We start from the raw sequence: 12,593 nt of genomic DNA, 5'->3' as shown, positions 1-12,593 counted from the left end.
ACGACACCGCGCACGGAGGGCCCGATGAGCCGCTACCCCCACCTGCTGAGCCCGCTCGACCTGGGCTTCACCACGCTGCCCAACCGGGTCCTGATGGGTTCCATGCACGTCGGCCTGGAGGAGGCCGAGGGCGGCTTCGAGCGGATGGCCGCGTTCTACGCCGCCCGGGCACGCGGGGGAGTGGGCCTCATCGTCACCGGCGGCATCGCCCCCAACGACGAGGGCCGCCCGTACGAGGGCGGCGCCAAGCTCACCACCGAGGCGGAGGCGGAGCGGCACCGCGTCGTCACCGGCGCCGTGCACCGCGAGGGCGGCCGGATCGCCCTGCAGATCCTGCACTTCGGCCGGTACGCCTACCACCGCGACCTGGTCGCCCCCAGCCCGCTCCAGGCCCCGATCAGCGCCCACGTCCCCCGCGAGCTGACCGACGCCGAGGTCGAGCGGACGATCGACGACTACGCGCGCACCGCCCGCCTCGCCCGCGCGGCCGGCTACGACGGCGTCGAGATCATGGGCTCCGAGGGCTACCTGATCAACGAGTTCATCGCCGCGCGCACCAACCACCGCACCGACCGCTGGGGCGGCTCCTACGCGAACCGGACCCGCTTCCCCGTGGAGATCGTCCGCCGGGTGCGCGAGGCGGTCGGCGAGGACTTCATCCTCGTGTACCGCCTGTCCATGCTGGACCTGGTCCCCGGCGGCTCCACGCTCGACGAGGTGATCACCCTCGCCCGGGCCGTCGAGGCCGCCGGGGCCACCATCATCAACACCGGCATCGGCTGGCACGAGGCGCGGGTCCCCACCATCGCCACCTCCGTGCCGCGCGGCGCCTACACCTGGGTGACCAGGCGGCTGATGGGCGAGGTGTCCGTGCCGCTCGTCGCCACCAACCGGATCAACACCCCGGAGCTGGCCGAGCGGCTGCTCGCCGACGGGACCGCCGACCTGGTCTCCATGGCCCGCCCGATGCTCGCCGACCCCGACTTCGTCGCCAAGGCGGCGGCCGGGCGTCCCGAGGCGATCAACACCTGCATCGGCTGCAACCAGGCCTGCCTGGACCACACCTTCAGCGGCAGGATCACCTCCTGCCTGGTCAACCCGCGCGCCTGCCACGAGACGGAACTCGTCCTCGCCCCCACCCGGCTGCGCAAGCGCGTCGCCGTCGTCGGCGCCGGACCGGCCGGGCTGGCCTGCGCCGTGACCGCGGCCGAACGCGGCCACCGGGTCACCCTGTTCGACGCCGCGGACGAGATCGGCGGCCAGCTGAACGTGGCCCGCCGGGTCCCCGGCAAGCAGGAGTTCGACGAGACACTGCGCTACTTCCGCACCCGGCTCGACGGCGAGGGCGTGGACGTCCGCCTGAACACCACCGTCACCGCCGCCGGCCTCGACGGCTACGACGAGATCGTGGTCGCCACCGGCGTCACCCCGCGCGTCCCCGCCATCCCCGGCGTCGACCACCCGAGCGTCCTCGGCTACCTGGACGTCCTGCACGGCGGCGCCCCCGTCGGCGAGCGCGTCGCGGTCCTCGGCGCCGGCGGCATCGGCTTCGACGTCGCCGCGTACCTGACCGACGCCGGCGACCAGGCCCACGAGGACCCGGAGACGTACTTCCGCCACTGGGGCGTCGACCCGCAGTACCGCGCCCCCGGCGGCCTGGCCGCACCCGAGCGCCCCGCCCCCCGCCGCACCGTCCACCTCCTCCAGCGCCGGACGACCAAGGTGGGCGCCGGGCTCGGGAAGACCACCGGGTGGATCCACCGTGCCGAACTGAAGCACCGCGGCGTCACCATGATCCCGGGCGCCCGCTACGACCGGATCGACGACGCCGGACTGCACGTCACCGTCGGCGGCGAGAGCACGGTCCTCGACGTCGACACCGTCGTCCTGTGCACGGGCCAGGAACCGCGCCGGGACCTCTACGACGAGCTGGTCGCCGCCGGCCGCCGCGCGCACCTGATCGGCGGCGCCGAGGTGGCCGCCGAACTGGACGCCAAGCGCGCGATCGCGCGGGGCACGGAGCTGGCGGCGAGCCTGTAGGACGGCCCGCGGCCGTCCCTAGGATGAGCCCATGTCACTCCCGCACGCGATCCTCACCGCCCTGCTCGAAAAGCCGTCGTCGGGACTGGAACTGACCCGCCGGTTCGACCGGTCGATCGGCTACTTCTGGTCGGCGACGCACCAGCAGATCTACCGCGAGCTGGGGAAACTGGAGGACGCGGGACTGATCCGGGCCCTGCCCGCCGCACAGCCGGCCCGCGGCCAGAAGAAGGCGTACGAGGTGCTGCCCGCGGGCCGCGCCGAACTGGCCCGCTGGACCGCCGCCGCACACGACCCCAAACCGCTGCGGGACGCGATGCTGCTGCGGCTGCGGGCCGCGGCGGTGGTCGGCACCGAGGGGATCGAAGCGGATCTGCGCCGCCATCTGGAGCTGCACGAGGCCCAGTTGGCCGAGTACGAGGAGATCGAGCGGCGCGACTTCCCACCGGGCAGGGACGGCGCCGAGGACCGGCTGCGGCACCTGGTGCTGCGGGCCGGGATCGACCTGGAGACCTTCTGGACGCGGTGGCTGCGGCACGCGCTCACCGACTTCCCCGAGCTGCCGGGTCCGGCCGGGGACACCAGGTGATCAGAACCGGTACGGCTTGGCGCGGCGGCGCAGGAACCAGCCCGTGGCGATGACACCGGAACCCACCAGGGCACCGCCCGCCACCAGCGTGACCGTGCCGTAGTCCTTGACCGCCCCGCCGACACCGCCCATGACGCCCCGGGACGGCGAGGCCGTCGCGGAGATCGTCGGCCTGCTGGACGGCGAGGGGGAGGCGGTCCGGGACACGATGACGGTCTGGGTGCCGGCGGTGCTGTTGTTCGAGCACATGACGATGACCGTGTAGGTGCCGGGGCTGACGCCCGACCACGCGGCCGTCTGACTCGCGCTGGTGCCCGACAGCGCCACCTGGCGGCCCTGGGCGAAGCTGGACTGGCCGCTGTTCAGCAGCGAGGCCGTGCCCCAGCTGCCGTTGAGCTGGGCGCAGGCGGCGGTGGTGACCGAGACGGTGCTCCCGGTGGTGCTCACCGAGATACCGGGGCCGGCGGCGGCCGGGCCGGCGGTCAGGGCCAGGGGCAGCGCGGCGGCTGCCACGAGCGGCCCGGAGCGGAGGGTCGGCTGGGAGATGCGCATGTGGACTGCCCTTTCGACAGCACGGCCGGCGGCACATCCCTTACGCCGCCGGATCGGCAACGGCCCGTGCCGTCCCACGGGCAGCCAACAGGGCGGCGGCCCGCGCCGCATGCCCAGCGCATCCGGGCAGGTGACGCGCGGTGGTACGGCACCGGCACCCGCGTACGGGCACGGGCGTCGGCGGACCCGTCCCGCGCGCCTTGGTGCACCCCGTCTCACCAGGAGAAGCACGCCGGAGCCCGCGCCCGGCCAGGTGTTAGATTGCCGATCATGCGTTCCGGAAGTCCGCGGCTGTCCACCCGCCTGTCCGCCGCCCGTGAACGGGCCTTCATCGGGCGCTCCCACGAACTCGCCCGCTTCCGGGCCGTGTTGACCGCGGACCCCGCCGCCCCGTCCGTGCTCTACGTCCACGGCCCCGGCGGAGTCGGCAAGTCCGCCCTGCTCAGACGGTACGCCGACGAGGCGCTGGCCGGCGGCCGGCGGGTGACCCGGGTGGACGGCCGGCGTATCGACCCCTCACCGACCGGGTTCGCGCTGGAGGCCGACACGGTCGAGACGCCGGCGGAGACGGACCGGCCGGCGGTCCTGCTGGTCGACGCCTTCGAGCACTGCCAGGGACTGGAGGACTGGCTGCGGGAGACCTACCTCCCGGACCTCCCCGCGGGCTCCGCCGTCGTGGTGGCCAGCCGGCTCGCCCCGGCCCCGCACTGGGTGCACGACGCCGCCTGGCAGGGCATCCTGGAGGTCCTGCCGCTCGCCGCCCTCGGCCGGGACGACGCCAGGACCCTGCTGGAGCGGCGCGGCGTCCGGGAGGACCTGCGGGACGCCGTGTTCGCCTTCGCCGGCGGACACCCCCTGGCGCTCAGCCTCGCCGCGAGCGTCGCCGTCACCGAGTCATCGACCGCCGACGACTGGTCCCCCACCCCCGACGTCATCACCGACCTGCTCACCTCCCTGGTCGGCGAACTGCCCGCCGGACACGAGCGGCTGGCCCTGGAGACGGCGGCCCACACCCTCGTCACCACCGAGGGCCTGCTGCGCGCGGTCGTCGGCGAGGAACACGCCCCCCGCATGTTCGCGTGGCTGCGCGGCCTGCCGTACGCCGAACTCGGCCGGCAGGGCCTCTTCCTGCACGAGACCGCGGCCGAGGTGATCGACCGCGACCTGCGCTGGCGCGACGCCCAGGGGTACGAGCGGATGCACCGCGTGGTCGGCCACCACCTCCTGCAGCGCGCGCGGAACGCGCCGGAGGACGAGGCGATGGCCGCCATCCGGGCGCTGACCCACCTCAAGCGCTACGGTCCCATGGGGCCGTACTTCACCGGCATCACCCGCGAAGGCGACGTGTACGAGGGCCCGTTGCGGCCCGAGGACCACGACACCGCCGTCCGGATGACCGCGGACACGGAGGGCGAACGCTCCGCCCGTCTCGTGCGCCACTGGCTCGGGCGGCACCCCGAGGGCTTCTGGGCCTACCGTTCCGCGCGTACCGGCGAACTCGTCGCCTTCATGGCCTGGCTCCGGCTGACCACGCCCGGGGAGGGAGCCGACCAGGACCCCGTCGCGGCGGCGGCCTGGCAGCACGTGGACGCCGTCGCCCCGCTGCGCGCCGGCCAGCACCTGCTGATGTCCCGGTTCATGGTCTACCCGGCCGACTACGGCGGCATCTCGACGGTGGGCCACCTGATGCAGCTGCGGATCTGCCGCGACTGGATACGCTCCCGGAACCTGGCGTGGTCCTTCATCGTCTCCCCGGACGCCGCCCTGTGGAGCGGCCTGATGCACCACCTCGGACACCAGCAGGTGGCCGAGACCCCCTGGGACAACGACCGGGTCTTCACCACCTTCGGCTGCGACTGGCGGGTCACGCCCCTGGAGATCTGGTTCGACCGCACCCAGCCGGGCGCCCTGCACCCGAGCCCGCCGGCCGGCCGGGCGGACGCCCCCGCCGTCACCCTGGGCGGCGAGGAGTTCCGGGCGGCGGTCCGCGACGCGCTGCGCTCCGTCCTGCAGCCGAGCGCGCTGGAGAGCAGCCCGCTGCTGGACACCCGTCTCCTCGACGACCGCGCCCGCCACAGCGAGGCCGACCCCACCGACCTGCTGCGCTCGCTGCTGGCCGAGACCGTGGACCGGCTCAAGGGGACGGCAGGCCACTCCAAGGCGTACCAGGCCCTGTACACCACCTACTTCCAGCGCGTGCGGACCCAGCAGGGCGCCGCGCAGCGGCTCGGCCTGCCGTTCAGCACCTACCGCCGTCATCTGACGCTCGGCGTCGACCTGGTGTGCGACGCGCTGTGGGAGCGGGAGCGCGCACTGCGCGCGCTGAGCTGACGACCGGAGCCCTACGGGAAGTACCGAGCCGGTGCCGCTCGCGGGCGGCGCGCGCGGCGCGTCCGTACGGTGCCGGAGCCCGGACGGCCGCCCGCGAACCGCCCGGCAGGGCAGCGGACGCGCCCGGAAGGGCGGTTCCCGGCGGGGCCGGCCACCGCCGCCGCGCCCACCCGGTGGCTGCCGCGTCCGCCTGCGGCCGGGCTCCGGCGGCCCCTGCCCGATCGCGCGGCCGGCGCCCGTGGCCGACGTCACGGACGGCACCGGACGACCGCGCACCGGCCGCCCGGGCGCGGAACCCGGTGCCGTACGGACGGGCGACAACCCCGCCCCCATGGACGCTGACACCGCTCAGGGCCGCTTCCTACTGTCGGCCCGTGAGCCTTTGGACCTCCCTCGAACCCGCTTCCACCACCGTCGACCCCGGTGCCGACGTGACGGTACGGATCCGGCTGCGCAACACCGGTGACATCGTCGACGAGTACCGTTTCGAAGCGGTCGGCGACCTCGCTCCGTGGACGGCCGTGGAGCCGCGGACGCTGCGGCTCTACCCCGGTACCACCGGAACCGCGCGGCTGACCTTCGCCCTGCCCCGCACCCCCGACGCGACCGCGGGCCCGCACCCGTACGCGATCCGGATCACCCCCACGGAGCAGACCGGAGCGGCGACCGTCGTCGAGGGCAGCCTCACCGTCACTCCCTTCACCGAACTGCGCGCCGAACTCGTACCGCACACGGTCAAGGGCCGGTTCAGCGGCCGGCCGCGGCTGGCCGTCGACAACCTCGGCAACACCCCGCTGACCGCGTCGCTCACCGGCTCCGACAACGGCGACCAGCTGGACTACGAGCTGAGCCCCGCCAGCGTGCGGATCGAACCCGGGCGCGCGGCCTTCGTGAAGGTGAGGCTGAAGCCCCGGGGGATCACCTGGTTCGGGGCGAGCGACGAGCGGCCGTACACCCTGCGCGTCCACCGCTCCGGCGCGGAACCGCACGCTGTCGACGGGGTGTTCGTGCAGCGCGGCGTGCTGGCCCGCCGGCTCGCCACCTGCCTGAGCGTGACCGTCGCGCTCGCCCTCGCCTTCGCCGTCCTGTGGTTCGGCTATCAGCCGCAGGTGCGCAGCCTGGCGACGGAGCGGACCGACGAGGTCGCCGCGGACCTCGCGCCCGCCCCCGAGCTGTCTCCGGACGCGCCCGGTTCGCAAGCGCCCCTGGTCAGCCCGGAGGAGGCGCCCGGTACCTCCGGGGGCGACGCCGAGGACAGCGGCTCCGGCGCGGGCTCCGGCGGCTCGGCGTCCGGTGGCTCCAAGGGGTCCGATGCGTCGGGCGCCGAGCAGCGGGAGACCGCCGCCGGACCGCTGCCGTTCCGCCCGGGGGACGGTCCCAATCTGTTCGTGCAGTTCGCCCAGGTACGGCTGAGCACCCTGAACGCGTCGGACCCCTGCCGGCTGACCAGCACCGTCCGTACCGGTGTCATGGACGAGGCGACCACGGCGGCGGTCACGTGCTTCCAGGAGGCCAATGACGCCCGGTACGGCGGGGTCACGGCCACCACGGACGGCCCGGGCAACCTCGGCCGGTCCACGATGACGGCGCTGATGATGGCCCACTTCGGCAGCGGTACGTCGTCCGTCCAGCCGGGGGACGAGAACCCGGACGTCGTCTGGATGAACGGCATCCTCGTGTGGGCGGACAACTCGCAGTACGACGCCGGAGACGTGGAAGCGCTGCGGGGCTACGTCGAGGCCGACATCCACTACCTCCGGAGCGCCGACGGCCGGGCGAGCAACGTCGCCGAGGACCTCTTCGCCCAGCGCGTCGCCTCCTGCCAGCGGTCCCTGGGCCTGGAAGCGACCGGCACGGTCGACGAGGCGCTCTTCGCGGCCCTGCACGCGGGCCGGGTCAAGGACCAGGACCAGCCCGGGACGTCGTCCGCGGAGGGCTTCCCGCCCGCACCGGTCGAGCAGTAGGGCCCTGCCGGGCGGGCGGCGGGCCTCTCCCTGGGGCCGTCCCTGCCGCCTGCCGCCGGGACCCCCGGACGGTGAACGAATCCGAGCCTTCAGGAGGACACGCCGTGCGCATGGGCGGACGACGGGCGGGTGCGGCCGCCGACGGCCGGGCGGCCGCGCCGCGGCGGGCGGACCTGCCGGGGCGGGCCGCCGGCCTGCCGGCGCTGCAGCGGCCACCCCACCGTCCCCGGCCAGCTCGGCATCATGCCCGACACACTGCCGGCCCTCGCCACCTCCGACCCCTTGACCACGGTGGGCCTCGACCCCGCCACCGGCATGCCGGAGGTCGCGGGGGCGGGGCGCCCCGCCCGGTGTCAGATGAGGCCCTCGCGCAGGGCGTACGCCACCGCGTGCGTCCGGTTGCGCAGGTGCAGTCGCATGGTGAGACCTTGCAGGACGCTCTTGACGGTGCGCTCCGAGTACGCCAGCTTCGCCGCGACCTCCCGCGTCTCCAGCCCGTCCGCGATCAGCCGCAGCACGTCGGTCTCCCGCAGCGTGAGCCCGGTGGGGACGGCCGGGTGGGAGGCGGCGCCGCGGTGCAGGGTGCCGACCTGGTTCATGAGCCTGCCCAGCAGGTCGGCGGGGAGGTGACCGTCGCCGCGCGAGGCCGCGAGGACCGCTTGCAGCAGACGGCTCGCCGTCGCCTCGTGCCGCCACACCACCGCGCCGACGCCGCACTCGATGACGTCGAGGAGCTCATGGCCGCGCAGTCTGCTCACCACCAGGACGGAACGGGAGCCGTCGGTGCGCAGGATCTTGCGCAGCCTGGCGTACGCCTCCTCGTCCAGCACCTCGACGACCAGCACGGCCACCGCGCCGGGGGCGGGCCGGGCGGCCTCGACGACGTCGAGGTCCGGCAGCTCACGCAGCTGACTGCGCATCCCCGCCTGCGAGACGGGGTCCTCGGCGTGGATCGTCACCGGGATCCGCGGCCGGTCGGCCTGGCGCGCCGCGTCGGCCTGGCCGGCCTGGTGAGCGTACGAACTGTGCACGTGTCTTCCTCTGTTCTCATGCCCGGCCGGCGCCACCGCGTCCGCCCCGCCGGGGGGCCGGTCGCGTTCCGGGAGTACGTCGACATGCGGGCGCGGGCCGAGGGGGCGGCCCGTGCCCGGGTGCGCGCGGGCACGGTCGTGCGGGCGGACGAGGTGACCGCGCCGCTCCCGTCCGGACTGTGCCGTCGCGGCGTCCACACTGCCCTCGGCGACTGCTCACCGGGAAGCTCACCGAGATGCCCAGAAGTGCTCATCGGCGGACGCGGCCGGTAGCGTACGGTCCGTTCCGGGCGCCTGCGGTGACGGTCCGTGCCGGGCGCCTGCGGTGAACGGTCAGTCCTGGGCGCCTGCGGTGAACGGTCAGTCCTGGGCGCCCGTGGTGACGGTCCGTTCCACCGACCAGCCGCCCCAGGTGCCGTCGGGCAGTTTCGCCCGGACCCGTACCCGGTGCGTGACGCCGGCCTCGCGGCCCGCGTAGAAGCTGTGCTCCGCCCGGTCGCGCGGGGCGTCGCCCCCGTAGACGAGCGAGGTGGCCGGCTCCCCGTCGAGCCGGATCCGGTACTCCGTCACCACACCGTCCGTGACCGGCGGCACCCAGCTGAGGTCGATGTGGTACGCCCCGTCGGCGCGGTGGCTGCTCGCGCGCAGCCCGGTGGGCGCGGTGGCCCGCCCGTCGTCGGTGCCCGGCGTGCTGATCCGGACGGGTCCGCCGGCCGCCGAGACGTTGCCGGCCGCGTCCCGGGCCCGGACCGTGAAGGCGTAGCGGTGACCGGGCCGCAGCCCCGTCACCACGGCCGCCGTCTGCTCCCCGCCCACGCTGTGGATCTTGGTGCCGCCCTGGTGGATGTCGTAGGAGACCACGTCCCGGCCGTCCGTCGCCGCGCTCCAGGAGAGCTGGACCGCACGGCCGCCGGCGGCCCGTCCCCGGACGTCCGAGGGCGGGGCGGGCGGCGCGTGGTCCTCCGCGACGGCCGCGGGCGTGGTCGCCCGCGCCTCCCCGCTGGGCGGCCCCGTACGCCCGTCCTCGTCGCGCGCCCGCACGGTGAAGGCGTACGCGGTCGACGGCCGGAGCCGGGTGACGTCCACCATGCGCTCCGAGCCGGACACCTCCCGCACCTTCGTCCGCCCGCGGTAGACCTCGTAGCCGTCGGCCCCGGCGACCGTGTTCCACATCACGTGCACGCTGGTCGCGGTCCCGGCCTCGGCGGTGACCCCCGTCGGCGCCCCCGGCGGCGGTACGTCCCCGCTCCCGGCCCCGTCCCCCCAGCCGCAGGAGGCGGCCAGCGCCGACGCGGCGCAGAGCAGGGCGACGCGGGGGAAGAGGCGCGGGCACCGGCGACCGGCGGGAGCGGATACGGCTGGCACGGCGCTGCCTCCCGGACGGCTCGACGGTAATGGTCCGGACCAATATGGCCCGCTGACGCGGTCACATCAAGTGGGTGGGAGTTCGCGGTCACTCGTAAGAGTTACGTATGCTGACGTCCACGGCGGCCCAACTTCCCGACTCGACGGGACAGTTGGGTCGAGGGCGCGAACCGCTGTCGTCGCTGTGCCGCGCCGTGCGGGCGGCCGGAGCCGATCGGGCGCCGGCCGCCCGTCTCCCGTCGGCGTGCCCGGCGTGCACCGTCCGGCCCTCCTCCGGTGGCCGCGCGGTGACCGCGGCCGGACATTGGGGCTGAGTACCCGTCAGTTTCCGCCGACGCCCCAGGAGAGACCCATGACGCGCGCCCAGTCGCTGACGCTCGTCGCGGCCAGTGCCGCCCTGCTCGCCCCGACGACGCTCCCGGACGCGCCCCCGCCCCGCCCCGGCGCCGAGGCGCATGCCCGCACCGCCTTCGAGGAGGTCCGGGAGAAACCGGGCGACGACGCCGTCACCGCCGCCGGTCTGCTGGCGAAGGTGCGCGACTGCGCCCCCGTCGCACCCGGCCGCTACCGGGGTGATGCCGGCAGACCGGCCGACATCCCGGTGTGCGGGACGCCCGACGCGGTGTTCTGGAAGGCCGACCTGGACGTCGACTGCGACGGACGGCCCGGCGTCCGCTGCAACCGCGGCACCGACCCGGCCTTCACCGCCTCCACCGCCTTCACGCAGTCGGACGGCCGGCCGCTGGACGCCGAACGCCTGCCGTACATCGTCGTGCCCGGCGCCGACGCCGCCTGGGACCACCGCGACCACGGCATCACCGGCGGCTCGGTCGCGGCCGTGGTGTACCGGGACCGGGTGCGGTACGCGGTCGTCGGCGACGTCGGTCCCCGGGGCGTGGTCGGCGAGGGGTCCTACGCCCTGGCCGAGGAACTCGGCATCCGGCCCGACCCGCGCGCCGGCGGAGTGCCGTCCGGCGTCACGTACATCGTCTTCAAGGGCAGCCGGGTCGGCACCGTCGAGGACCGGTCGGCCGCCGAGCGGACGGGGGAGCGGCTGGCCCGCCGGTTCCTGACGGCGTCGTAGTGGCTGGCGCGACGCCGCGGTCGCACAGGAGCCGTCCCCGCCTCAGACCGCCGACCAGCCGTCGTCGACGGGCAGTACCGCGCCGTTGACGTTGCTCGCCGCCTCCGAGGCGAGGAACACGATCGCCGCCGCCTGCTCCTCGGGCCGCGACACCCGGCCGAGGTTCACGAAGTGCGGGGCTATCGTCGCCGGGCCGTGGGCGCTGCGGTCGGCGTCCATGGAGATGGCGGTCGCCGTGCCGCCGGGGCAGATCGCGTTGGCGCGGATGCCCTGTCCCCGGTACATCACGGCGAGGGACTTGGTCAGCCCCACCACGCCGTGCTTGGAGGCGGTGTACGCGGCGCCGGCTGCGCTGCCGCGCAGGGCGGCCTCGGAGGCGGTGTTCACGATCGCGCCCCTGCCCGCCGCCAGCATGTGCGGCAGGACGGCGCGGGTCAGCAGGAACGGGGCGGTGAGGTTGACCCGGAGCACCCGCTCCCACTCGGCGTCGCTCACGTCCGCCGGCGCCGACATGCGGTCCATGATCCCGGCGTTGTTCACCAGCACGTCCACCCCGCCGAACCGCTCCACCGCGGTGGCCGCCACCCGGTCGACCACCGCCTGCTCGCTCAGGTCGCCGGTGACGGCCACCGCCGTGCCGCCCGCCCGCTCCACCTCCCGCACCACCGCCGCGGCGCCCTCGGCGTCGAGGTCGGCCACCACCACGCGGTCGCCCTCCGCGGCGAAGGCCAGCGCGGCGGCCCGCCCGATACCCGAGGCCGCCCCCGTCACGATCACACTGCGTCCGCCGGCCATGTGCTGCTCCTCTGTTCCGTTCTGTGCCTGGCAGGGGGCGTCGCACCCCTCGCCCGCACCCTACGACTTAGTGTCTCCGAGTGACAAAAAGTCGTGGGGGAGAATTCCCGGGCAGCGACCACCGGCGTCACAGGAAGACGGAGGAGAACGTGACCGCAGGCCGCGGACGGACGGGGCGGCCGCCCCTGACCGAGGAACGCAAGGCCGAGATCCGGCTGGAGATCGCCCACGCCGCCGTGCGCCTCTTCGTGACCCAGGGCGTCGCCGCCACCACCGGCGAGCAGATCGGACAGGCGGTCGGCGTCTCCGCGCGGACCGTCTGGCGCTACTTCCCCAGCAAAGAGAGCTGCGTACGGCCACTGCTCATGGCCGGCGTCGAGCTGATCGCGGACGCGCTGCGCCGCTGGCACCCGGGCCGGCCGCTCGACGAGGTCTTCGACTTCGACTCCGGCGCCGGCTCGGACTCCGGCCCCGGTGGGGAGACAGGCACCGGCGGCCGTCTCCTCGCCGGGCCGGACCGGGCCACCGTCGGCGCGCTGGTACGGCTCACCCGCACCGAGCCGGGGCTGCGCGCCGTCTGGCTCCAGACGCACGACGAGGCCGAACCGGCGTTCGCCCGCGCCCTCGCCGAACGGGCCGGGCTGCCCGCCGGTGACCTGCGGCCGGCGATCCAGGCGGCGATGTTCAACGGGGCGCTGCGCGCGGCGGTCGAACACCACGCCTGGCACACCGCCGCCACCCCCGCCGACCCGGCGACGGCCCGCGCCGAACTGGCCGCGACCCTGCGCTCGGCCCTGGCGGTGGTGGCGGAGGGCGTCGGCTGAGAACGGCGGAGCCGGGTC

Annotated in this window: 11 protein-coding genes; 7 read left to right on the top strand and 4 right to left on the bottom strand. The window is 75.0% G+C overall.

What is annotated here, in order from left to right:
* The first annotated feature begins 24 nt into the window (after positions 1–24).
* A complete protein-coding gene (locus ACIQR3_RS18420) occupies positions 25–2,040 on the top strand; it encodes an FAD-dependent oxidoreductase (RefSeq protein WP_403539892.1) in 2,016 nt (671 codons plus the stop codon).
* 31 nt (positions 2,041–2,071) lie between these two features.
* On the top strand, positions 2,072–2,629 hold the full coding sequence (locus ACIQR3_RS18415; protein ID WP_403539890.1) for a PadR family transcriptional regulator: 558 nt from the start codon (positions 2,072–2,074) through the stop codon (positions 2,627–2,629).
* Here ACIQR3_RS18415 and ACIQR3_RS18410 read toward each other — a convergent pair whose 3' ends face one another.
* The gene (locus ACIQR3_RS18410; RefSeq protein WP_403539887.1) at positions 2,630–3,181 is read right to left on the bottom strand and encodes a hypothetical protein; all 552 of its coding nucleotides are present in this window, start codon (positions 3,179–3,181) and stop codon (positions 2,630–2,632) included. It abuts the gene before it with no gap.
* Between the two features lie 270 nt (positions 3,182–3,451).
* Here ACIQR3_RS18410 and ACIQR3_RS18405 point away from each other — a divergent pair, with 270 nt between their 5' ends.
* Positions 3,452–5,512: an ATP-binding protein gene (locus ACIQR3_RS18405; protein WP_403539885.1), complete on the top strand. Its 2,061-nt coding sequence runs from the start codon at positions 3,452–3,454 to the stop codon at positions 5,510–5,512.
* A gap of 374 nt (positions 5,513–5,886) precedes the next feature.
* Entirely contained in the window at positions 5,887–7,476 is a 1,590-nt protein-coding gene (locus ACIQR3_RS18400) for a peptidoglycan-binding protein (protein WP_403539883.1), read from the top strand.
* Between the two features lie 353 nt (positions 7,477–7,829).
* Here ACIQR3_RS18400 and ACIQR3_RS18395 read toward each other — a convergent pair whose 3' ends face one another.
* Positions 7,830–8,507, bottom strand: a complete 678-nt coding sequence (locus ACIQR3_RS18395) for a LuxR C-terminal-related transcriptional regulator (RefSeq protein ID WP_403539881.1) — start codon at positions 8,505–8,507, stop codon at positions 7,830–7,832.
* Here ACIQR3_RS18395 and ACIQR3_RS18390 point away from each other — a divergent pair, their 5' ends adjacent.
* On the top strand, positions 8,508–8,780 hold the full coding sequence (locus ACIQR3_RS18390; RefSeq protein ID WP_403539878.1) for a hypothetical protein: 273 nt from the start codon (positions 8,508–8,510) through the stop codon (positions 8,778–8,780).
* Positions 8,781–8,867: 87 nt separating this feature from the next.
* On the opposite strand, the gene ACIQR3_RS18385 is transcribed toward ACIQR3_RS18390, so the two are convergent.
* A complete protein-coding gene (locus ACIQR3_RS18385) occupies positions 8,868–9,872 on the bottom strand; it encodes a fibronectin type III domain-containing protein (protein ID WP_403539876.1) in 1,005 nt (334 codons plus the stop codon).
* A 352-nt stretch (positions 9,873–10,224) separates the two neighbouring features.
* Here ACIQR3_RS18385 and ACIQR3_RS18380 point away from each other — a divergent pair, with 352 nt between their 5' ends.
* The gene (locus ACIQR3_RS18380) at positions 10,225–10,956 is read left to right on the top strand and encodes a glycoside hydrolase family 75 protein (protein ID WP_403539873.1); all 732 of its coding nucleotides are present in this window, start codon (positions 10,225–10,227) and stop codon (positions 10,954–10,956) included.
* A gap of 42 nt (positions 10,957–10,998) precedes the next feature.
* On the opposite strand, the gene ACIQR3_RS18375 is transcribed toward ACIQR3_RS18380, so the two are convergent.
* Positions 10,999–11,751, bottom strand: a complete 753-nt coding sequence (locus tag ACIQR3_RS18375) for an SDR family NAD(P)-dependent oxidoreductase (protein ID WP_403539871.1) — start codon at positions 11,749–11,751, stop codon at positions 10,999–11,001.
* 149 nt (positions 11,752–11,900) lie between these two features.
* On the opposite strand from ACIQR3_RS18375, the gene ACIQR3_RS18370 reads away from it, so the two are divergent.
* A complete protein-coding gene (locus ACIQR3_RS18370) occupies positions 11,901–12,575 on the top strand; it encodes a TetR/AcrR family transcriptional regulator (RefSeq protein ID WP_403539869.1) in 675 nt (224 codons plus the stop codon).
* The last annotated feature ends 18 nt before the right edge of the window (positions 12,576–12,593 follow it).

Source organism: Streptomyces sp. NPDC090994 (assembly GCF_044768905.1).
GTDB lineage: Bacteria > Actinomycetota > Actinomycetes > Streptomycetales > Streptomycetaceae > Streptomyces.
This window is presented reverse-complemented; position numbering and strand designations above follow the sequence as displayed.